This window comes from Kitasatospora misakiensis (assembly GCF_042656005.1).
Lineage (GTDB): Bacteria > Actinomycetota > Actinomycetes > Streptomycetales > Streptomycetaceae > Kitasatospora > Kitasatospora misakiensis.
Genome location: NZ_JBHSOF010000046.1, coordinates 41,038 through 61,805, shown reverse-complemented (window position 1 = coordinate 61,805; position 20,768 = coordinate 41,038). Strand labels below are relative to the sequence as shown.

Genomic DNA, 20,768 nt, shown 5'->3' with positions numbered 1-20,768 from the left:
CGGGTGTGACCTTGCCCTCGATTTGCACTCTGTTGCAGAACCCGCGTCGCCCGGAGGCTTCTTCTACCTGCTCAGCCCACCCGCGCCGCCCGGAGGGCGCCCGAAGGGACCCGGGTGGGCTCAGCGGCGCATCCGCCGGAGCAGGTCGGCCGCCGCCGCCGGCCAGTGCGGGTGCTCGAAGCCGAACCCGGCCGCCAACAGCCGCCCCGGCACGACCGCCCGGCTCTTCAGCAGCAGTTCGGTGTCCGAACGCAGCGCGAACGCGCCCAGCTCGGCCATCCACCGGGTGGCCGGGAGCCCCACCGGGATGCCCTTGGCCCGCCGGATCGTCCGCATGAACACCCGCTGCGGCAGCGGCGCCGGCGCGGCGAGGTTGACCGGGCCGGAGACGTCCTCCCGGTCGAGCAGGAAGCGGACGGAGCGGACCAGGTCGTGGTCGTGGATCCACGAGAGGTACTGCGAGCCGCCGTCCACCGGCCCGCCGAAGCCGGTCCGGGCGAGCCGCACCAACTGGTCGAAGGCGCCGCCGGACTCGGGGCTCATCACCATCGCGCAGCGCAGCGCGACCCGCCGGGTCCGCGGGGTGGCCGCGTCCGTCTGCTCGCGCTCCCAGGCACGGGCGATCCGCACGCTGCGCTCCCAGTACGCCGGGGCGTCCGGCTCGCCGCCGCCGATGACACCGGTGTCCTCGTCGTGCGGGGCGCCGTAGGTGTGGGAGTAGATGGTGGCGGTGCTCATCTGCAGCCAGACCCGGGGCGGACGCCGGGCGCCCGCGACGGCGCGGCCGACGGCCCGGGCGGAGTGCACCCGGGAGTCCATCATGTCGCGCAGGTTCTCCTCGGTGTAGCGGCGGTTGACGCTGCTCCCGGCGAGGTTGACGACGGCGTCGGCGCCGTCGATCGCGGCCGTCCAGCGGCCCAGCGAGCGGCCGTCCCAGTAGATCTCCTGGTCGCGCCGGGGCCGCCGGGTCAGCACCACGACCTCGTGGCCGTCCTCGGTCAGCGCCTTGTCCAGGATGCGCCCGATCTGCCCGGTCCCACCGGGTATGACGATTCTCATCGAGATCCCCCCTCGAAGGTTTGGTCGTGCGCACTCTAGCGGCCGACCTGAACGTGTTCAAAATGCCGGGGTCGCCTGCACATGGCCGGAAATGTGTCCGAATCCGTGGAACCACGGCCCCCGTGCACCCGACTGGTGGGCCGGATCCGATCGTCTGCTCGTCCAAGGAGTGCTCGCGCATGTGCGGAATCACCGGCTGGGTGTCCTTCCACCAGGACGTCCGCCACAGCGCCCCCGTCATCGAGGCGATGACCGCCACCATGACCCTGCGCGGCCCCGACGCCGGCGGCGTCTGGCTCGGCCGCCACGCCGCCCTCGGCCACCGCCGCCTCGCCGTCATCGACATCGAGGGCGGCGCCCAGCCCATGCCCGACCGCCGGAACGAACCCGGCGTCGTCCTCACCTACAGCGGCGAGGTCTACAACCACCACCAGCTGCGCGCCGAACTCCGCGCCAAGGGCCACCGGTTCGAGACCCGCAGCGACACCGAGGTGGTGCTCCGCGCCTACCAGGAGTGGGGCGACGCCCTCGTCGAACGACTGGAGGGCATGTACGCCTTCGCCGTCTGGGACGAGCGCGAGCAGCGCCTGCTGCTGGTCCGCGACCGGCTCGGCGTCAAGCCGCTGTTCTGGGCCGAGATCGACGGCGGCCTCGCCTTCGGCTCCGAGCCCAAGGCGCTCTTCGCCCACCCGGAGATCACCCCCACGGTGGACGCCGACGGCCTCCGCGAGGCCTACAGCCTGCTCTTCAACACCGGCCCCACCGTCTGGTCCGGCGTCCGCGAGGTCCACCCCGGCGGCCTGCTCGTCCTCGACCGCGGCGGCGTCCGCGAGACCCGCTACTGGGAGCTCACCGCCCGCCCGCACACCGACGACCTGGACGCCACCAAGGAGCGGGTCGGGCACCTCGTCAACCGCGCCGCCCGCGCCCAGCTGGAGGCGGACGTCCCGCTCTGCAGCCTGCTCTCCGGCGGCCTCGACTCGACCGTCGTGACCGCCCTGGTCGCCGACGAACTCCGCCTCCAGGACGGCCCGCAGGCCAAGCTGCGCTCCTACGCCGTCGACTACAGCGACCAGGCCGAGCAGTTCACCGGCGACGTGCTGCGCACCGGCCACGACACCCCGTACGCCGCCGAGGCCGGCGCGTTCATCGGCAGCGACCACTCCACCGTGGTGCTCGACCCGCGCACCCTGCTGGACATGGAGAACCGGCGCGCCGTCGTCGTCTCCCGGGACTCGCCGATCGGCGTCGGCGACATGGACACCTCGCTCTACCTGCTGTTCGGCGAGATCCGCAAGCACTCCACGGTCGCGCTCTCCGGGGAGGCGGCCGACGAGGTGTTCGGCGGCTACCCGTGGTTCCACAACCCCAAGGCGCTCGCCGCGCAGACCTTCCCCTGGCTGCTCGTCACCGGTGACGAGGCGGCCATGCCGATCAACCCGGACCTCGCCGCCCACCTGCGGATCGCCGAGTTCCGCGACGACACCTACCGCACCTCGCTGGCCGCCGTCCCGCACGTGGACGGCGAGAGCCCGGCCGAGCACCGCCAGCGCGAGATGCAGCACCTGTCGCTCACCCGCTGGCTGCGCCAGCTGCTGCACCGCAAGGACCGCCTCTCGATGGCCCAGGGCCTGGAGGTCCGGGTGCCGTACTGCGACCACCGGCTGGTCGAGTACGCCTTCAACACCCCCTGGGCGATGAAGAGCTACGACGGGCGGGAGAAGAGCCTGCTGCGCGCGACCGGCCAGGGCATCGCCCCGGACTCGGTGCTGTGGCGGCCCAAGAACCACTACCCGGCGACCCACCACGCCGACTACAACAGCGGGCTCCAGCGGCTCGCCCGCGAGGCGCTGGACGCTCCGCACGTGCGCGACATCGCGGACGAGACGGTGATCAAGGCCAGCCTGGACACCCCGGCCGACCAGTTGGAGTGGGGCCACCGGCTGCGGCTGGAGCGGGTCGTCGACCTCGCCCTCTGGCTGGACCACCACCGCCCGGCGCTCGCCGTCTGACGGACCGCTCCGCCGCCCGGCCGCGGTGGGCCCGACCAGGTGTCGGGTCCACCGGGCTGGTCCGGTTAGGCTGCCCGTGGACGCGGACGACGGGCAGGAGGACGGGGATGCGCGACCCCCGGCACGGACCGCTGGTGACGATGCTGCTGGTGCTCACGGTGGTCACCGGCCTGGTCGACGCGGTGAGCTACCTCGCCCTCGGGCACGTGTTCGTCGCCAACATGACCGGCAACGTGGTCTTCCTCGGCTTCGCCCTGGTCGGCGCGCCGGGCCTGTCCGCGACGGCCTCGCTCGCCGCCCTCGCCGCCTTCCTGGCCGGCGCGCTGGCGGGCGGCCGCCTCGCCGAGCGCCGCCCCGACCACCGCGGAAAGCTGCTGGTCCTCACCGTCGCGGTCCAGTCGGTGCTGCTCGCCGGCTGCACCGCCCTCGCCGCGACCCTCGGCCACACCGCGGACCCGGTCCGCTACACCCTGATCGGCATACTGGGCGGCGCGATGGGCCTGCAGAACGCGGTGGTCCGCGCCCTCAAGGTCCCGGACCTGACCACCACCGTGCTGACCATGACCCTCACCGCCCTGGTCGCCGACCGCGCCGGCCCCCGCCGTTTCGCCTCCGCCGCCTGGATGTTCGCGGGCGCCCTGCTGGGCGCCGCCCTCGTCCTGCACGCCACCGTCCCGGTCGCCCTGGCCGCCGCCCTCACCCTCCTCCTCGCCGTCGCCGCCCTCACCCGCCACGCCTCCGGCCACCCCGCCGCCCCCTGGACCCACCCCGACGGCGCCCGCTGACGCCTCGGCCACTGACAGCGGGCCGGACCGGCGGGCTCAGTCGATCGCCGAGATCAGGTAGCCGCCGTCCGACTGCCGGGTGAGGACGAGCTTCCACCCGACGCTGCCCAGACCCGTCGCCAGCGGTGCGCTCCAGCCGTCCTCGCCGTAGTAGGTGCCCGCCACCACGACGGAGAGTCGGACCACGGCCTCGTCGAGCCGGCCGGTCCGGTCCGGGTCCTGACGGTCGGGCGTGATCCAGGCCGACTCCACCACCGACCGGGCGCGATGGCTCCGCGCCTCCTCCGGCGCGGTGATCCCCTCCGCCCGCCCGGGACGGGCGGCGGCCGGGGAGGCCGCCAGCTCCGGGGCGAGGTACTGCGCGGCCCGGGCGAGTCCGCCGTCCGGACCGGAGTCGCCCAGGGCCGGGTCGAACGCGCTGCGGGTCACGGCCCAGGCGGTCGCGACCGACTCGGGATCCCGCCGGTCCACCGCGAGGGGCGGTGCCACGCCCGCCGGCGGTGGCGGTGGGGGAGTCCGGGGCCACCCCTCCGCGGGCGTCGGCGCGCCCTTGACCTCGCTCCCGGGGACGGGGACGGTGTGGTCCTCCCCGTAGCACGGGTTGCACCGCTCGCCCACGCCGAAGTCGTCGTCGTAGGAGGTGGCCCAGCCGAGGACGGTGCTGTGCAGGGTGTTCGCGCGTTCCTTGCGGACCCCGGAGATCCGGAACGGCCGGTCGTCGTCCTGGAGCCGCCAGCTGTGCCGCTTCCCGTCGACCGAACCCTCGACCACCAGCACGTAGTCGTAGCTGTGCTCGGTCGCGAGCACGGTGAGGCCGATGAGTTCGGGCTTCGGGGTCTCCAGGTAGAGGTACTTGCCGCGGAAGTACGGGGCGTACGAGACCCCGTCGGAGCCGGCGATCAGCGCGGCCGGATCGGGCGAGTCGAGGTCGAGGCCGAGTTCGGTCCAGTCGCCCTCGCCCTGGCCTCCGCAGGAGAGCACCGTCCCGGGCTCGGGCTCGCGCGGTGCCCCGACGACCTCGGCCCGGATGCTGTCGATCACGACCGTGCTGCCCAATCCGCCGACCGCGGTGACGGCCAGCCGGGAGAGGCCGTAGTCGATGCCGCCCTGCCGGTGCGCCCAGGTCCGGCTGCCGGTACAGCCCGCGGCCTCCGGCGGGAGCTCGTTGGCGCGCACGGTGCGCGGCAGGACGCTCTGGACGGGCGGATTGGCCTGATCCAGCACGTAACGGGCAGAGATCCCGGGCGCGCCGTGATCGGCGCTGAGCGCGAGGTGGGTGCCGAAGGCGAGGGCGCCCGCGAGGACCACCGCGACGGCGGCGTGCCAGGACCGGAACCGGCGTCCGGGCGGCGGCAGCGGCGCGGCGAGCGTCACGGTGGCCTGCCCGACCTGGAGGACCGGCCCGTTGATCGTGCCGCCGCTGATCGTGTTCGTGATCTCGGTCGGCTGTTCCGGACTCGCCATCCTTCGCCCCCCGTCGCGCCGGCCGCCCCCCGCGTCCGGTCCCCTCCCGGCGTGCGCGCCCGGCCGGGCCACCCATCGTAAGTGCCGGACGCGGACCCGGGGAGGGGCCCTACGGCCGCGGGGCGGTGGGGCGGGTGGCGAGGAAGGCGTCGGACGCGGCGCCGTTCAGTCGTCCTGGGGCTGGCTGGTGCGGCCGGTCCAGCGGGGTTCCCAGTGGGCCCAGGAGCGTTCCCAGTCGCGGTCGGCGCGGCGGTCGAGGAGGCGCAGCCGTAGGGCGAGTGCGCCGCCGAGCAGGGCGGCCAGGGTGGTCGAGCCGGCGAGGGCGGTGAAGGCGAGGCCGACGGCCAGGCCGGCCCGGGTGACCGGGGCGGTGGCGGGGCGCCCGTCGGCGTCCACCCAGAGGGTGAGGGTGGAGCCGGTGGCGGCGCCGCGCGGGGCCTCGACGGTGCCGGTGCGGGCCAGGCCGTCGGGGGCGGTCCAGGAGACCGAGGTGTCGACCCGTTTCTGGTAGCCGCCGCGCCACCGGCCGGCGCCGGTGTCCTCGGCGCGGAGCCTGCCGAGTACGAGGGCCTGGGTGCGGTGCAGGCGCTCGCGTTCGGCCTCGGTGGTGCGTCCGGCGGTGCGGTAGCCGAGGACGGCGGCGGCGGCGATGCCGGCCAGGCCGATGGCGAGGGCGAGGGCGGCGGCCAGCCAGGCGCGGCCGCGGGCGCGGTCGACCGGGCGGGCGAGCGGTTCACGGGCCTGGACGGTGTGTCGGCGGCCGAGGGCGCGGCGCAGGACGCGGCCGGCCCGTCGGGTCGGTGGCACGGTGCGGGGCGGGCGGGGTGTCCTGGACACGATGCTGGCTCCTCACGGCTGTCGGCGTGCGTGGGCCCCGTCGCCCTCCAATTTCCCCGGTACCGCCCGCGGGCACAAGGGTCGGTCGGGCGCGCGGGAGCGGGTGCGGGACGTTCGTCCCTCGGCGGGCCGAGGGCGCGACACGGCGTCTTCGCAGGTCAGAGCAGTATTCTCGCCATCTATACACTCGGTGTATACCTCTGGTGTATGGTCCTCTCATGAGTGTTCCCCTCACCCTTCTCGGGCTACTGGAGCGCGAGCCGAGCCACGGCTACGACCTCAAACGCGACTACGACGCCCTCTTCGGACGCGGCAAACCCCTGCCCTACGGCCAGGTCTACGCCACGCTCGGCCGCCTGGCGCGGGACGGCAAGGTCGTCGCCGGCGAGGCCGAGCCCGGCGACGGGCCCGAGCGCAAGCGCTACGTCATCACCGAGGCCGGGGTGACCGAGTTCGAGCACTGGCTCGCCGAGCCCGTCGCCCCCGAACCCACCCTCCAGTCGGTGCTGTTCACCAAGGTCGTCCTCGCCCTGCTGCTCGGCCGCGACGCCGAGGAGTACCTCGACACCCAGCGCGCCGCCCACCTGCGCCGGATGCGCGAGCTGACCGAACTGCGCCGCACCGGCCCCCTGGTCGACGCCCTGCTCGCCGACCACGGCCTCTTCCACCTGGAGGCGGACCTGCGCTGGATCGACCTGACCACCGCCCGCCTGGACGCCCTCGCCGCGGAGGTACGCGCATGAGCACGGCACTGATAGAAGCCCGCGACGTCGAACTCGCCTTCGGCGAGACCCCCGCCCTGCGCGGCGCCAGCCTGTCCGCCGGGCCCGGCGAGGTGCTCGCCGTGATGGGCCCCAGCGGCTCCGGCAAGTCCACCCTGCTGCACTGCCTGGCCGGCATCCTGGTCCCCGACGCGGGCGAGGTGTACTTCGACGGGCAGCGGATCGACAACCTGGGCGAGGCACGGCGCAGCGCCTTGAGGCGGGACCGCTTCGGCTTCGTCTTCCAGTTCGGCCAGCTGGTCCCCGAACTGACCGCCGAGGAGAACGTCGCCCTGCCGCTGCTGCTCAACGGCGTCCGCCGGTCCGCCGCGCTCGCCGAGGCCCGCCCGTGGTTCGCCCGGCTCGGCCTGGACGGCCTGGGGGGCCGCCGCTCCGGCGAGCTGTCCGGCGGTCAGGCCCAGCGGGTCGCGCTGGCCCGCGGCCTGGTCGCCCGGCCGCGGGTGCTGTTCGCCGACGAGCCGACCGGCGCGCTGGACTCGCTCACCGGCGAGCAGGTCATGGAGCTGATGGTCGGCGCCGCCCGCGAGCAGGGCACCACCGTCGTGCTGGTCACCCACGAGCCCCGGGTCGCCGCCTACGCCGACCGCGAGGCCGTGGTCCGCGACGGCAAGGCCAAGATCCTCTCGATGGGCTACGCGCCGGGCGGCGCGGCGGAGCGGGTCGCCTCGTGATCGCCTTCGCCCTGCGCCTCGCCGTGAGCGGGGGCCGCGAGGCCCTCGCCCGGCTGGCCGTCATCACCGCCGCCGTCGCGATCGGCGTCGGCCTGCTGCTCTCCACCCTGGCCAGCATCAACGCCGTCGGCAAGGCCAACGACCGGGTGCTGTGGACCAACACCGGCGCGGCGAGCCGGACCGACACGGCGCCGGTGGACCCGCTCTGGTGGTGGGCCCACGGCGACTTCCACGACGGCAAGGAGATCTTCCGGGTCGACGTCGCCGCCACCGGGCCGACCTCGCCCGTCCCGCCCGGCCTCGCCGAGCTGCCCGCGCCCGGCGAGTACTACGCCTCGCCCGCGCTGACCGCGCTGCTGCGCGAGACCCCGGCCGTCGAGCTGGGCGACCGCTTCCCCGGCCGGCAGGCCGGTGTCCTCGGCGAGGAGGCGCTGCCCTCCCCGGACTCGCTGTACGTGATCGTGGGCCGCACCCCGGCGGAGATCGAGCACCTGCCAGGGGCGAGCAAGGTCACCACCATCGCGACCGCCCTGCCGTCCAGTTGTGACCACAGCTGCCCCGGGCTGGGCGTGCGCGGTGACGCCATGACCCTGATCCTCTCCGTCGTGGCCGGCGCGCTGATCTTCCCCGTGGTCGTCTTCATCGGCACCGCGACCAGGCTCTCCGCCGCCACCCGCGAGCAGCGCTACGCCGCGATGCGGCTGGTCGGCGCCACCCCGCGACAGGTCTCGGTGATCTCGACCGTGGAGTCCACCGTGGCCGCGGTGGCCGGCGCGGTGCTCGGCTTCGCGCTCCACCTGCTGCTGCGCCCGCTGGTGGCGACCGTCCCGTTCACCGGCGACCGGTTCTTCCTGGAGGACCTGACGCTCACTCCGCTCCAGCTGGTGGGCACCGCGCTCGGCGTCCCGGTGGCGGCGGCGGTCGCGGCCCGGCTGGCGCTGCGACGGGTCACCATCTCGCCGCTGGGCGTCAGCCGCCGGGTCACCCCGAAGCCGCCGACCTTCTGGCGGGCGCTCCCGCTGCTGGCCGGCCTGGTCGAGCTCGGGTACTTCGTCAACCGGCGCCCGCAGACCACCGACGGGCAGACGGCGGCCTATCTGACCGGCTTCCTGGTGATCATGTTCGGCCTGGTGATCGCCGGCCCCTGGCTGACCATGGTGGCCGCCCGGGCGGTGGCCCTGCGCACCAGCCGGCCGGCCACGCTGATCGCCGTCCGCAGGCTCGCGGACGACCCGAAGGCGGGCTTCCGCTCGGTCGCCGGCCTCGTCCTCGCCCTGTTCGTCACCACGGCGACGGTCTGCGTCATCGGCACCATCAACGAGAACCGGGGCGCGCTGGCCGGCGACCCCGAGACCCGGGTCGCGGTGGAGCAGAGCGCCGACTTCGACGGGCCGCCGATGACGGACGCGGTGCCGGAGCAGGTCCTCGCGGGCCTCCGCGCGGTGCCCGGGGTCCGGGGCACGGCGGTGGTCCACACCAACCCGGACGGGATCGCGCGGGACCCGAACGAGCGGCCCGGCTTCTACCCCAGCCTGGTGCGCTGCTCCGAGCTCGCCCAGGTCCCGGTGGCCGGCCACTGCCCGGCGGGGGCCGAGGTCGCGGCCGTCCCGGGGTGGATCTTCAACGACCTGCACTCGAACGCGGCCCACGAGTGGCCGGCCGCGCCGATCTCCGCGGCGGAGGCCGCCAAACTGCCGGTGCAGACCGTCTACGTGACCACCGACGGGTCGACGGCGGCCATGGAGCAGACCCGGACGCTGCTCACCCAGGCCTACCCGCAGTACCAGGCCCGGACGGTCGACGACCGGGGCACCGCCCAGCAGCGGCAGTGGGTCGGCTGGCAGCAGCTGGCCAACGTGGTGCTGCTGACCACCCTGCCGATCGCCGGCTGCAGCCTCGCGGTGAGCGTGGTAGCGGGCCTGTCCGACCGCAGGCGGCCGTTCGCCATGCTGCGGCTCACCGGTGCGCCGCTGCGCCTGCTGCGGCGGGTGATCGGCCTGGAGAGCGCGCTGCCGCTGCTGGTGGTGGCGGCGATCGCGACCGGGACCGGCTTCGCGGCGTCGGCGATGTTCCTCAAGTCGCAGATGCACTACGACCTGGTGTCGCCGGGGGCGGTGTTCTTCGGGCTGGTGCTGCTCGGGCTGGCGGCCTCGCTCGGGATCATCGCCTCGACGCTGCCGCTGCTGAAGCGGCTCACCGGCCCGGAGGCGGCCCGCAACGGCTGACGGCGTCCGCGCCGCGTACCCCGTCCCCGGCTACCGGTGGGTGACGGGGTACCGGTGCGTCCCGGTCCGGGGCGCGAAGCCCAGCTCGGCCCGCCAGGCGCCCAGCACCAGTCCGGACGGGTAGAACATCGGCTCCGGCAGCGCGTCCAGCGGCACCCGCTCCCAGCCGCCGCAGGTGTGCGGCTCGGTGACCACGGCCGGTGCCAGGCTCGGCGGGGCGAGTACGGCGGCGGTGAGCCGGGGGCGGCCCAGCTCGTGGTCGAGCAGCACGGCGAGCACCCGCATCTCCTCGGCGGGCAGCGTGATCCCGGTCTCCTCGGCGAGTTCGCGCGCGGCGGTGCGCTCGAAGGACTCGCCGGGGTCGACCTTGCCGCCCGGCAGGCTCCAGGTCGGCGGTTCGCCGGCGGTGGTGCGGCGGCCGACCAGCACCCGGCCGTCCCCGGTGGGCACGATCACGCCGGCGCCGAGCAGCGGGGCGGTGGTCACGTCGGTTCCTCCGAAGGGGTGGCGGGGCGGTACCGGGCGGGGGCGGACTACCAGGGGAGCGGCTTACCAGGCGGAGCGCTCGAAGTCCTTGAGGAAGCAGCCGTAGAGGTCCTCGCCGTGCTCGCCGCGGACGATCGGGTCGTAGACCCGGGCCGCGCCGTCGACCAGGTCGAGCGGGGCGTGGAAGCCCTCGTCGGCGAGGCGCATCTTGTCCGGGTGCGGGCGCTCGTCGGTGATCCAGCCGGTGTCGACGGCGGTCATCAGGATGCCGTCGGTCTGGAACATCTCCATCGCGCTGGTGCGGGTGAGCATGTTCAGCGCGGCCTTGGCCATGTTGGTGTGCGGGTGGCCGGCGCCCTTGTAGCCGCGGGAGAAGACGCCCTCCATGGCCGAGACGTTGACCACGTACTTGCGGCGGGACGCCGAGGCGGCCATCGCCGGGCGGAGCCGGCTGATCAGGATGAACGGCGCGGTGGAGTTGCAGAGCTGGACCTCCAGCAGCTCCACCGGGCCGACCTCGTTGACGGTCTGCACCCAGCTGTTGGTGTCCGCGAGGTCCGGGACGAGTCCGCCGGCGTCGATCGCCGTCCCGGCCAGGATCCGCTCGGGCGTCGCCGAACCGGTGACCAGGGCGAGCGAGGTGACGTCCTCGGCGGAGATCCGCTCGGCGTCGCCGGAGGCCTGGTGCGGCAGGGCGGGCAGGTCGACGCTGCCGCTGTTGAACCGGCCGATGGTGGTGGACTGCGGCAGCTCGCCGGCCGGCAGCGGCGCGGACTCGGCGGCGACCAGCTCGCGGTAGGACTCCGGCGGGCGGCGCACGGTCTGCGCGGCGTTGTTGATCAGGATGTCCAGCGGGCCGTCCGCCGCGACCTCGTCGGCCAGCGCCATCACCTGGGCGGGGTCGCGCAGGTCGATGCCGATGATCTTCAGCCGGTGCAGCCACTCGGCGCTGTCCGGCATCGCGGTGAAGCGGCGGATCGCGTCGTTGGGGAAGCGGGTGGTGATGGTGGTGTGCGCGCCGTCGCGCAGCAGCATCAGCGCGATGTACATGCCGATCTTGGCCCGGCCGCCGGTCAGCAGCGCGCGCTTGCCGGTGAGGTCCGCGCGGGCGTCGCGACGGGCCCGGTTCTTGCTCGCGCAGTCCTGGCAGAGGTTGTGGTAGAAGGCGTCGACCTCGACGTAGCGCTGCTTGCAGATGTAGCAGGAGCGGGGGCGCTCCAGGATCCCGGCGATCTCCGCGGTGGTGACGGTGGTCAGGCCGAACGCGCCCGCCGTCTCGTCGTCGATCCGGGTCGGGGCGCCGGTCGCGGTGCGCGCGGTGACCTCGCGGTCGTTGGCGGTCTTGCGGGCTCGCATCTCCTGGCGGCGGCGCTGCTTGAGCGTGCGGAATATCCCGCCGACGGCCTTGCGGACGGTGATCGCGTCCGGGTGGTCGACGTGCAGCTCGTCCAGCTCGGCCAGCACCTCCAGGCAGAGCCGGAGCCGCTCGGGGTCGAGGCCGGGGCCGAAGTCGATCTCCTCGCCCGCGCCGGTCGGGTCGGCCGCCCAGGCCACCTCGACGTCCTCGTCGCTCCGCTGCTGCCCCGTGTCCACGCCCGCCGCCGTCATGCCTCTGCCGTTTCCCGCTCGCCTCGCCGATCACGGCGTTCGCCGCGTCGTACCGCGTGAATGCTACGGGAGCGGCCCCGGCCGGGGCGAAAAGCCGGAGCTTGGACGATCCTCCACATCTACGCGCGGAGCATTGATCATGACTTGTGCGCAGTGCCAGCAATTGCGGCCGAACTGGCTTTTGTCCGATCCGTGCCGCAGAATCGAACGTTGGGTGCAGGGGCGCCCGAGTGCGCCCTGCGGCCGTGCCGCACCCGCGCCCAGGTGTAATTTCTCCCAGCCAGAGAGCCCCGTTTCATGCGCTTCCTGAACGACCTCATGCCCTCGTACGACCTTACGTACGACGACGTCTTCATGGTCCCCAGCCGATCCGCCGTGGGCTCCCGCCAGGGTGTCGACCTCTCCTCCAACGACGGCACCGGCACCACCATCCCGCTGGTGGTCGCCAACATGACCGCCATCTCGGGCCGCCGGATGGCCGAGACCGTCGCCCGCCGCGGCGGCCTGGTCGCCATCCCGCAGGACATCCCGACCGAGGTCATCGCCGAGGTCATCGGCTGGGTCAAGCAGCGCCACCTGGTGCACGACACCGCCATCACGCTCGCCCCCGGCGCCACCGTCGCCGAGGCCCTCTCGCTGCTGCCCAAGCGCGCCCACGGCGCGCTGGTCGTGGTCGAGGACGGCCGGCCGGTCGGCGTGGTCACCGACTCCGACTGCCAGGGCGTCGACCGCTTCACCTCGCTCTCCGAGGTGATGTCCCGCGAGCTGCTGCTGCTCGACGAGGGCATCGACCCGCGCACCGCCTTCGACCGGCTCAGCGAGGCGCACCGCAAGCTCGCCCCGGTCGTCGACGGCGAGGGCCGCCTGGTCGGCATCCTGACCCGCAAGAACGCGCTGCGCGCCACCCTCTACACCCCGGCCGTGGACGCCGCCGGCAAGCTGCGGATCGCCGCCACCGTCGGCATCAACGGCGACGTCGCCGGCAAGGCCAAGGCCCTGCTGGAGGCCGGCGCCGACACGCTGGTCGTGGACACCGCGCACGGCCACCAGGAGTCGATGATCAGCGCGCTGCGCGCCGTCCGCGGCCTGGACCCGCAGGTCCCGATCGTCGCGGGCAACGTCGTCTCGGCGGCCGGTGTGCGCGACCTGGTCGAGGCCGGCGCGGACATCCTGAAGGTCGGTGTCGGCCCGGGCGCGATGTGCACCACCCGGATGATGACCGGCGTCGGCCGCCCGCAGTTCTCCGCCGTGCTGGAGTGCGCCGCCGAGGCCCGCCGCCTCGGCAAGCACGTCTGGGCCGACGGCGGGGTGCGCCACCCGCGCGACGTCGCCATGGCGCTGGCCGCCGGCGCGTCCAACGTGATGATCGGCTCCTGGTTCGCCGGCACCTACGAGTCGCCCGGCGACCTCCACACCGCCGCCGACGGCCGGCAGTACAAGGAGTCCTTCGGCATGGCCTCGAAGCGGGCCGTGAGCAACCGCACCGCCCAGGACTCGACGTACGACCGGGCCCGCAAGGCGCTGTTCGAGGAGGGCATCTCGCACTCCCGGATGTTCCTCGACCCGGCCCGCCCGGGCGTCGAGGACCTCATCGACTCGATCGTCGCCGGCGTGCGCAGCTCCTGCACCTACGCGGGCGCGGCCAGCCTGGAGGAGTTCCGCGAGAAGGCCGTGGTCGGCATCCAGAGCGCGGCCGGCTACGCCGAGGGCAAGCCGCTGCACTCCAGCTGGGCCTGATCACCGCCCGGCCCGCGCCGTACGGTGGCCGGCCGGCTCCTCGCCACGGGGAGCCGGTCGGCCGTTTGTACGTCCTGGTGTCCCGGCGCGGGAGGCACGCCCAGGCCCAGGGGCAGCAGCAGGGCGCGGCCGAGCAGCCCGACCGCGCCGTCCAGCGCCGTCGTGAACGCCTCGGCCGTCGCCGGCCGCCCGCGCAGCTCCCAGAGCACCCGCACCGAGCCCCAGGCGGCCTCCCGGGCGGAGTCGACCGACCACGCCCCGATCCGGTGGGTCAGCGGCTCGAACCGCTCCAGCACGTCCGGCCCGGGCAGCAGCTGCTCCCGGACGGTCGTCTCGACCTCCGCCAGCAGGCGGTTGATCCGGTGGTAGTCGCCCGCCAGCCGCGCCGGCGACCGCCCGAGCCGACGGCAGGTGTCGACGACGGCGAGCGGCAGGTCGTGCTGGATGTGGGCGTTCATCCCGGCCAGCGCGAACTGGACCGGGTGCACCCCCGGGTCCGCGCGCAGCTCGAACAGCGGCCGCCAGCAGGCCGGCGGACGCCGCCCGGCCGCGACCGCGTCCACGGCCCGCAGGTAGCGCCCGGCGAACAGCACGTCCAGCTCGGCCACGGCGGGCGGATCCGCGAACTCGCCCAGCCGTGCCCGGACGGTCTCGGTGACCGTCAGGTACATCCGGTTGAACACCGCGACCCCGTCGGCGGGCGGCAGGACGGCCGCGATCGTCCGCAGCCGCCGGATGACGCCGTCGATCCCGTGCCCCGCTCCCGTGACCCGTGGGGGAACCTTGGCCATTCGTCACCCTCCGACGTCGATCGTGCACTGATCGCATCATCGTGACAGCCGCCGGCCGCCCTCCACCGACGCCGCGCCCGGCTTCTACCCCCGGCTGCGTGTGCCGGGTCGGTCAGCGGTCCCAGCGGACGGCGAGGGCGGCGGCGTCGTCGGCGAGGCCGGCGGGGGAGACCCAGGCGGCGAGGTCGGTGAGCAGGGCGTCCAGCAGGTCGTCCGGGGTGCCGGCGGGGAGTTCGGCGAGGCGGGCGGGGAGGGGGTAGAAGACCCGCGCCGCGTCGCGGGCCTCGGAGACGCCGTCGGTGTACAGGAGCAGCAGGTCGCCGGGGTGCGGGTCGATCGGTTCGGCGGTGTAGTGGCCGTCGCCGAGCAGGCCGAGCAGGCCCAGTGGCGGGGTGTGCCGCGTGGGGGCGAGCTCGGTGACCCGCCCGGCGCGGCGCAGCAGGGGGTGCGGATGCCCGCAGTTGACCAGCAGGGCGGCGCTGTCCCCCCGGTCCACCCCGAGCAGCACCGCGGTCACGAACCGCCCCTCGGCCGGGCGCCCGGCGAGCGCGGCGTCCAGGCGTTCGGCGAGCCGGGCGAGGTCCGGCTCGGTGCGCGCGGCCGTGCGGAAGGCGCCGAGCACGTCCGCCGCCGTCTCGACGGCCGGCAGGCCGTGGCCCTGGACGTCCCCGAGCAGGATCCGGATCCCGAACGGCGTGTCCACCACCTCGTACAGGTCGCCGCCGATCCGCGCCTCGGCCGCCGCCGCGACGTACCGGACGGCGATCCGCAGCGGCCCGATCCGGTCGGGCGGTGGGCGCAGCAGGGCCCGCTGGGCGGCCTCGGCGACGGTCCGCACCTGGAGCAGCTCGCGTTCGCGGGCCGCGATCAGCACCACGTTGGCGGTGCTGGCGAGGGTGGTGGCGGTGATGGTGATCAGCGAGGCGAGGTGGACGGTGGCCGGCAGCCCGGTGTTGACCTCCTCCAGCAGGCCGGCCACCACGGCGGCGGCCGCACCGGTGGCGAGCGGCACCCGGGCCCGCCGGGTGGTCGCCCCGACGAGGACGGGCGCCGCGGCGAGGACGGGGGAGAGGGTGGTGCCGGGGCCGGTCAGCAGGTCCGTCAGGACGGCCCCGACCAGCAGCACGAAGGCGCCGCCGAGCAGCAGCCTGGTCCGCCGGGGCAGCCGGGGCGGCGGCACCGCGTCCGCCGCGGCGCCCTCGGGGCCCTCGCCGCTCGCGCTCACGCACCCGCCTCCAGGCCACTGGACGACTCGGCGACCGGCGCGGTGGCCACCGCCCGGGAACCGCCCCCCTCGTCCACTCTCCACCGCCGCCCACCCCACCGGCATCCCGACGCCGGGCCCGGCGCCCGCCCCGCCCGCATCCCGCCACCCGCCCACCGCCCGCATCCCGGCGCCCACCCCCACCCGTATCCCGGCGCCCGCCCCGGGCCCGTGACGAACTAGGGTGGCGGCGAGATGAGACGTAGGAGCGCGGCGCCGACCTCCCCCCTTCCGCAGCGGCTGGGGGTCGATCCGGTGCACCTGCGGCTGCCGGTGACCGGCGGTCCGTGGGAGACGGTGCGGGCGTACCTGCGCGAGCGGCTGCCGGCGGTGGCGGCGGACCGGGTGGACGGCCTGCTGCGCGCCGGGGAGGTGGTCGGCGAGGACGGGCGGGCCGTCGGGATCGCGGAGCCGTTCCGGCCGGGCGCCCACCTGTGGTTCTACCGGGAGCTGCCCGAGGAGGTGCCGGTCCCGTTCGCGCTGGAGGTGCTGTACCGGGACGAGCACCTGGTGGTGGTCGACAAGCCGCACTTCCTGGCCACCACCCCGCGCGGGCGGCACGTCGTGGAGACGGCGCTCTGCCGGCTGCGGCACAGCCTCGCGCTGCCCGCGCTGAGTCCGGCGCACCGGCTGGACCGGTTGACGGCGGGGCTGGCGATGTTCGTGGTCCGGCCGGAGGACCGGGGCGCCTACCAGTCGCTGTTCCGGGACCGGCTGGTCCGCAAGGAGTATCGGGCGGTGGCCGCCTACGACCCGGCGGTGGAGCTGCCCCGCACCGTGCGCAGCCACATCGTCAAGGAGCGCGGGGTGATCGCCGCCCACGAGCTGGACGCGCCGCCGAACAGCGAGAGCCGGATCGAGCTCATCGAGCGGCGCGAAGGCCGGGGCCACTACCTGCTGCGGCCGTCGACCGGGCGGACGCACCAGCTGCGACTGCACATGAGCGGCCTTGGCCTGCCGATCCTGGGCGACCCGGTGTACCCGGTGCTGCTGCCCGAGCCGGCCCCGGACGACTTCCGCCGGCCGCTCCAACTGCTCTCCTCCGCCGTCGAGTTCACCGATCCGCTGACCGGCCGCCCGCGCCGCTTCGAGAGCCGCCGGACGCTGGCGGCCTGGACGGACGGCGAAGCCTGGTAGGCCGTCCACCACTACGCGTCCACTTCGCCCCTTCCCGCACGTTCCTGCACGGTCGCCCTCGACCGACACCCGGTCCGGTGGCGGTCAGCGCCCCGACAGCCCCGGCGGCAGCTCCAGGTCGAACCAGACCACCTTGCCGTCCGGCGTCCGCCGGGTGCCCCAGCGGTGGGCGAGCTCGTTGACCAGGTGGATGCCGCGCCCGCCCTCGTCCTCCTCGTGGGCGCGCCGCATCCGGGGCGAGGAGGTGTCCTGGTCGGCCACCTCGACGGTCAGCGTCCGGTTGCACAACAGCCGCAGCTGGGTGGGTGATCCGGCGTGCACCAGGGCGTTGGTGATCAGTTCGCTGGTGAGCAGCTCGGCCCAGTCGGCGAGCGGGGCCAGGCCCCACGCGGCGAGCGTCTCGCGGGTGAACCGGCGCGAGTGGGCGACCATCGCGCGGTCGCCGCCGAGCGGGAGGGTGGCGATCCGGTCCGAACCGACCGGCAGGGCCTGCGCCAGGATGACGGCGATGTCGTCCTCGCTGGTGCGGCCGGTGAGTTCGGAGAGCACCACGTCGCAGGTCTGCTCCAGCGAGCCGCGCCGGTCGGCGATCGTGCGGCAGAGCAGCCGCAGTCCCTCGTCGAGGTCCCGGCCGCGCCGCTCGACCAGGCCGTCGGTGTACAGCGCCAGCAGGCCCTCCTCGGGGAGGGTGAACTCCACGCTCTCGAAGGGCACTCCGCCGACCCCGAGCGGTGCCCCGGGCGGCAGGTCGAGCAGCCGGGCGTGGCCCTCGGTGTCGGCCACCACCGGCGGCAGGTGGCCCGCGCAGGCGGCGACGCAGCGCCGGTCGACGGGGTCGAACACCACGCAGACGCAGGTGGCGAACTGGCCCTCGCCGATCGCCGTGGTGGCCTCGTCCAGCCGGTGCATCACCCGGTCGGGCGCCAGCTCCAGGGTGGTCAACGTCCTTGCCACGGTGCGCAGCTGGCCCATCGTGGCGGCCGCCCGGATGCCGTGCCCCATGACGTCGCCGACGACCAGCGCGACCCGGCCGGAGGAGAGCGGCACCACGTCGAACCAGTCGCCGCCGACCTCGCTCACCACACTGCTCGGCAGGTAGCGGTAGGCGATCTCCAGGCCCAGCGTGCGGTGGATCTCCTGCGGCAGCAGGCTGCGCTGGAGGGTCAGCGCGGTCTCCCGCTCGCGCCGGTACAGCCGGCCGTTGTCGATGGCCAGCGCGGTGCGGCCGACCAGCTCCTCGGCCAGCGCGCGGTCCGCCGAGCCGAACGGCAGCGGGTTGCGGGTGCGGATGAACTCGGCGCCGCCGAGCACCAGTCCGCGTGCCATCAGCGGCACCATCAGGTACGAGTGCACGCCGGCGTCGAGGCCCGGCTCCACCCGGTCCGGCGAGGCCACGATCCGGCGCAGCGCCGTCTCGTCGACCTCCGACACCAGGATCGACCGGCCGGTGCGCAGGCTCTCCGCGTACACCTGGGCCGACTGCGAGGTCTCGCCGACGGAGTCGGCCGCGTCCGACATCAGGCCCTCGGCGTCCAACTCGCCGACCGCCACGGCCCGCATCAGCACCGCGCCGTCGGCCGGGACGGGCGCCGGGTCCTCGCCGCCGAGCACCGCCTCGCGCAGGTCGACGGTGACGAAGTCGGCGAACCGGGGGATCACCACCTCGATCAACTCGCGGGCGGTGCGGTAGAGATCGAGGGTGGTGCCGATCCGGTTGGAGGCCTCGTTGAGCAGGGACAGCCGCTGCTGCGCGGCCCAGGCCTCGTCGAGCGCGCGCTGCCGGGCGGCCGCCGCGTCCCGCTCCCGGGTGAACAGCAGCGCGTTGTCGATCGCGACGGCCGCCCGCACCGCCAACTCCCCGGCCAGCGCCAGGTCGTCGTCCTCGTAGGGGCGCTCCACCACCGTCCGGTAGAAGGCCGCGACGCCGACCGGGGAGCCGCGCGCGATCAGCGGCACCACCATGAAGGAGTGGACGTTCTGCTCGCGCACCGCCGTGGCGCGCACCGGGTCGTCCCGGAACCAGGCCATCCCGGCCTCGTCCATGTGCGGCACCAGCACCGGCTTGCGGTGGCCGAGCGCCCAGGCGTACGGGGAGGAGGGCGGGAAGCGGTGCACGCCGCCGCTGCGGTCGATCGGCCGCAGGGTGGAGCGGTGCGCGGAGTGGAAGGCCATCCGTCGCAGCAGCGCCGAACCGTCGCCGGACGGCCGGGCCTCGCGTTCGCCGCGCACCAGGTCGTCCAGCACCTCGACGACCACCGTGTCGGCCAGCCGGGGGGTCGCCACCTCGGCCAGCTCCTTGGCGGTCTGGGCGAGGTCGAGGGTGGTGCCGATCCGGGTGGAGGCCACGTTGACCAGCGCGAGCCGCTCCTGCGCGGCCTTCGCCTCGCGCAGCGCCTGCTGCCGGGCGAGCACCGTCTGGTGCTGGCGCAGGTACAGCCGGGCGTTGTCGATGGCCACGGCGGCCCGGGCGGCGAGTTCGTCGCCGAGCGTGATGTCGGCCTCGGCGAAGGACTCCCGCTCGCCGCGCCGGGAGTAGACGATCATGCCGAGGGTGGTGCCGCGGGCCACCAGCGGGGTGATCCGCACCGATCGCGGACGGTCGCCGAGGTACGCCTGCCGGCGGCTCTCGGTGATCGCGTCGCTCAGCGGCGGCAGCTCCCAGGACGGCACCACCACCGTCCGCCCGGTGGCCAGCGCCCGCGCGTAGGGGGAGTCCGGCGTCACCTCGTAGACGGTGTCCACCGGCAGCGCGTCCGCCGGGTAGAGCGGGTCGGCGGTGGCCAGCGCCAGCCGGCGCACGTGCTGGGGGAGGGCCGGGTCCAGCGGCTCGACGGTCCGCCCGGCGGCGAGCGCCTCCAGGGCGAAGACGCCGCTGATGTCGGCCACCCTGGGCACCATCGCGTCGGCCAGCTCCCGGGCGGTCTGCCGCAGGTCCAGGGTGGTGCCGATCGAGGCGGAGGCCTCGACCAGCAGGGCGAGCCGCTCCTGGGCGCGGGCGGCGCGGGCGTCGGCCCGGAACCGCTCGGTGACGTCGATGATGGTCGAACTCACCCCGAGCACCCGCCCGCCCGGGTCCTCCAGCCGGAAGTAGGAGGCCGACCAGGCGTGGTCGTGCGTCGGGTCGCCCGGGGTGCGGCCGTGCGAGCGGGCGTCCAGCACCGGCTCGCCGGTCTCCAGCACCCGGCGCATCACGGCCTCGTTCTCCGCGCCGTTGATCCCGGGCAGCAGCTCGGTCAGCCGGTGCCCGAGGTGCTCGGGTACCGTCAGCCCGTTGACCCGGGCCAGCGCCTCGTTGATCCGGACGAAGGCGAGGTGGGTGTCGTAGACGGCCATCCCGACGGGGGACTGCGTGAAGAAGCCGTCCAGCACGGCCAGGTCCGCCTGGATCCGGCGCAGCGTGGTCACGTCCGAGGCGACCGCGAGCACCAGCGGGCTGCCGCCTGGGCCGGCGATCGGGTGGGTGCGGAACTCCAGGTTGACGTGGTGCCCGTCGCGGTGGCGCACGGGGAAGACGCCGGACCAGCCGCGGCCGTCGAGGATCTCCTGGAACAGCTCCAGCACCTCCGGCCGCCGGTCGTCGGAGGCCAGCAGCTGGGCGGCCCGGGCGCCGATCGCCTCCTCCGCGGAGTAGCCGAGCAGCGCCTCGGCGTCGCTGCTCCAGTGCAGGATCCGGCCGTCGGCCTCGATCAGGGCGGTGGCGATCGGCACCATCAGCAGCGCCTCCGTGTCGTCGGCCTGCTCCGGGTGGTCGTCGGGCTCCGGGCCGACAGGCTGCGGGCGCGGCTGATCGCCGGGTGCGTCACCCGGCCGGTCGCCGTGCGGCACCCTCCCGGGCCCGCCGGCCTCGCGCTCACGCCGCTCGTTCACCATGCTCGGTCACCATGGCCAGGAACCGCCTGGAGATCGTCTC

General features: G+C 74.7%; 15 protein-coding genes. 7 read left to right on the top strand and 8 right to left on the bottom strand.

Features of this window, described 5'->3' with window-relative positions; translation table 11 throughout:
* Positions 1–120: 120 nt before the first annotated feature.
* A complete protein-coding gene (locus ACFP3U_RS28285; RefSeq protein WP_380228545.1) occupies positions 121–1,059 on the bottom strand; it encodes a TIGR01777 family oxidoreductase in 939 nt (312 codons plus the stop codon).
* 179 nt (positions 1,060–1,238) lie between these two features.
* On the opposite strand from ACFP3U_RS28285, the gene asnB reads away from it, so the two are divergent.
* Both asnB and ACFP3U_RS28275 read left to right on the top strand, forming a co-directional pair.
* Positions 1,239–3,071, top strand: coding sequence for an asparagine synthase (glutamine-hydrolyzing) (gene asnB, locus ACFP3U_RS28280; protein ID WP_380228544.1), 1,833 nt, complete (start codon positions 1,239–1,241; stop codon positions 3,069–3,071).
* Between the two features lie 107 nt (positions 3,072–3,178).
* Positions 3,179–3,856, top strand: a complete 678-nt coding sequence (locus ACFP3U_RS28275) for a YoaK family protein (RefSeq protein WP_380228543.1) — start codon at positions 3,179–3,181, stop codon at positions 3,854–3,856.
* A gap of 36 nt (positions 3,857–3,892) precedes the next feature.
* Here the strand turns inward: ACFP3U_RS28275 and ACFP3U_RS28270 are convergent, their stop codons facing one another.
* Positions 3,893–5,320 (bottom strand): hypothetical protein, encoded by a 1,428-nt coding sequence (locus ACFP3U_RS28270; protein ID WP_380228542.1) that lies wholly within the window; start codon positions 5,318–5,320, stop codon positions 3,893–3,895.
* A 165-nt stretch (positions 5,321–5,485) separates the two neighbouring features.
* Positions 5,486–6,157 (bottom strand): Rv1733c family protein, encoded by a 672-nt coding sequence (locus ACFP3U_RS28265; protein ID WP_380228541.1) that lies wholly within the window; start codon positions 6,155–6,157, stop codon positions 5,486–5,488.
* A gap of 218 nt (positions 6,158–6,375) precedes the next feature.
* On the opposite strand from ACFP3U_RS28265, the gene ACFP3U_RS28260 reads away from it, so the two are divergent.
* The 3 genes from ACFP3U_RS28260 to ACFP3U_RS28250 are packed head-to-tail and all read left to right on the top strand — an operon-like array spanning position 6,376 to position 9,835.
* A complete protein-coding gene (locus ACFP3U_RS28260) occupies positions 6,376–6,900 on the top strand; it encodes a PadR family transcriptional regulator (protein WP_380228540.1) in 525 nt (174 codons plus the stop codon).
* Positions 6,897–7,610 carry an ABC transporter ATP-binding protein gene (locus ACFP3U_RS28255; protein ID WP_380228539.1) on the top strand — a complete coding sequence of 238 codons (714 nt, stop codon included), beginning with the start codon at positions 6,897–6,899 and terminating at the stop codon, positions 7,608–7,610. The genes ACFP3U_RS28260 and ACFP3U_RS28255 overlap by 4 nt, the downstream gene beginning before the upstream one ends.
* On the top strand, positions 7,607–9,835 hold the full coding sequence (locus tag ACFP3U_RS28250) for an FtsX-like permease family protein (protein WP_380228538.1): 2,229 nt from the start codon (positions 7,607–7,609) through the stop codon (positions 9,833–9,835). The genes ACFP3U_RS28255 and ACFP3U_RS28250 overlap by 4 nt, the downstream gene beginning before the upstream one ends.
* 30 nt (positions 9,836–9,865) lie before the next feature.
* On the opposite strand, the gene ACFP3U_RS28245 is transcribed toward ACFP3U_RS28250, so the two are convergent.
* Entirely contained in the window at positions 9,866–10,321 is a 456-nt protein-coding gene (locus tag ACFP3U_RS28245) for a nucleotide triphosphate diphosphatase NUDT15 (protein ID WP_380228537.1), read from the bottom strand.
* Between the two features lie 63 nt (positions 10,322–10,384).
* Positions 10,385–11,929: an SDR family NAD(P)-dependent oxidoreductase gene (locus tag ACFP3U_RS28240; protein ID WP_380228536.1), complete on the bottom strand. Its 1,545-nt coding sequence runs from the start codon at positions 11,927–11,929 to the stop codon at positions 10,385–10,387.
* Between the two features lie 297 nt (positions 11,930–12,226).
* On the opposite strand from ACFP3U_RS28240, the gene ACFP3U_RS28235 reads away from it, so the two are divergent.
* Positions 12,227–13,666 carry a GuaB1 family IMP dehydrogenase-related protein gene (locus ACFP3U_RS28235; RefSeq protein ID WP_380228535.1) on the top strand — a complete coding sequence of 480 codons (1,440 nt, stop codon included), beginning with the start codon at positions 12,227–12,229 and terminating at the stop codon, positions 13,664–13,666.
* Here the strand turns inward: ACFP3U_RS28235 and ACFP3U_RS28230 are convergent.
* Together ACFP3U_RS28230 and ACFP3U_RS28225 are read right to left on the bottom strand one after the other, a co-directional pair.
* Positions 13,627–14,457, bottom strand: coding sequence for a DUF5995 family protein (locus ACFP3U_RS28230; RefSeq protein WP_380228534.1), 831 nt, complete (start codon positions 14,455–14,457; stop codon positions 13,627–13,629). The two genes, ACFP3U_RS28235 and ACFP3U_RS28230, sit on opposite strands and share 40 nt — an antisense overlap.
* 112 nt (positions 14,458–14,569) lie before the next feature.
* Complete coding sequence (locus ACFP3U_RS28225; protein WP_380228533.1) at positions 14,570–15,682, bottom strand: PP2C family protein-serine/threonine phosphatase; 1,113 nt, start codon at positions 15,680–15,682, stop codon at positions 14,570–14,572.
* A 234-nt stretch (positions 15,683–15,916) separates the two neighbouring features.
* On the opposite strand from ACFP3U_RS28225, the gene ACFP3U_RS28220 reads away from it, so the two are divergent.
* A complete protein-coding gene (locus tag ACFP3U_RS28220; protein WP_380228532.1) occupies positions 15,917–16,858 on the top strand; it encodes a pseudouridine synthase in 942 nt (313 codons plus the stop codon).
* A gap of 84 nt (positions 16,859–16,942) precedes the next feature.
* Here the strand turns inward: ACFP3U_RS28220 and ACFP3U_RS28215 are convergent, their stop codons facing one another.
* Positions 16,943–20,728: a SpoIIE family protein phosphatase gene (locus ACFP3U_RS28215; RefSeq protein WP_380228531.1), complete on the bottom strand. Its 3,786-nt coding sequence runs from the start codon at positions 20,726–20,728 to the stop codon at positions 16,943–16,945.
* Positions 20,729–20,768: the final 40 nt, after the last annotated feature.

Excerpts from the sequence above, each read along its gene's own strand:
- ACFP3U_RS28270 (WP_380228542.1), bottom strand. The coding sequence starts at position 5,320 with ATGGCGAGTCCGGAACAGCCGACCGAGATCACGAACACGATCAGCGGC.
- ACFP3U_RS28235 (WP_380228535.1), top strand. The coding sequence starts at position 12,227 with ATGCGCTTCCTGAACGACCTCATGCCCTCGTACGACCTTACGTACGAC.
- ACFP3U_RS28260 (WP_380228540.1), top strand. The coding sequence starts at position 6,376 with ATGAGTGTTCCCCTCACCCTTCTCGGGCTACTGGAGCGCGAGCCGAGC.
- asnB (WP_380228544.1), top strand. The coding sequence starts at position 1,239 with ATGTGCGGAATCACCGGCTGGGTGTCCTTCCACCAGGACGTCCGCCAC.
- ACFP3U_RS28255 (WP_380228539.1), top strand. The coding sequence starts at position 6,897 with ATGAGCACGGCACTGATAGAAGCCCGCGACGTCGAACTCGCCTTCGGC.
- ACFP3U_RS28275 (WP_380228543.1), top strand. The coding sequence starts at position 3,179 with ATGCGCGACCCCCGGCACGGACCGCTGGTGACGATGCTGCTGGTGCTC.
- ACFP3U_RS28240 (WP_380228536.1), bottom strand. The coding sequence starts at position 11,929 with ATGACGGCGGCGGGCGTGGACACGGGGCAGCAGCGGAGCGACGAGGAC.
- ACFP3U_RS28230 (WP_380228534.1), bottom strand. The coding sequence starts at position 14,457 with ATGGCCAAGGTTCCCCCACGGGTCACGGGAGCGGGGCACGGGATCGAC.
- ACFP3U_RS28215 (WP_380228531.1), bottom strand. The coding sequence starts at position 20,728 with ATGGTGAACGAGCGGCGTGAGCGCGAGGCCGGCGGGCCCGGGAGGGTG.
- ACFP3U_RS28285 (WP_380228545.1), bottom strand. The coding sequence starts at position 1,059 with ATGAGAATCGTCATACCCGGTGGGACCGGGCAGATCGGGCGCATCCTG.
- ACFP3U_RS28220 (WP_380228532.1), top strand. The coding sequence starts at position 15,917 with ATGAGACGTAGGAGCGCGGCGCCGACCTCCCCCCTTCCGCAGCGGCTG.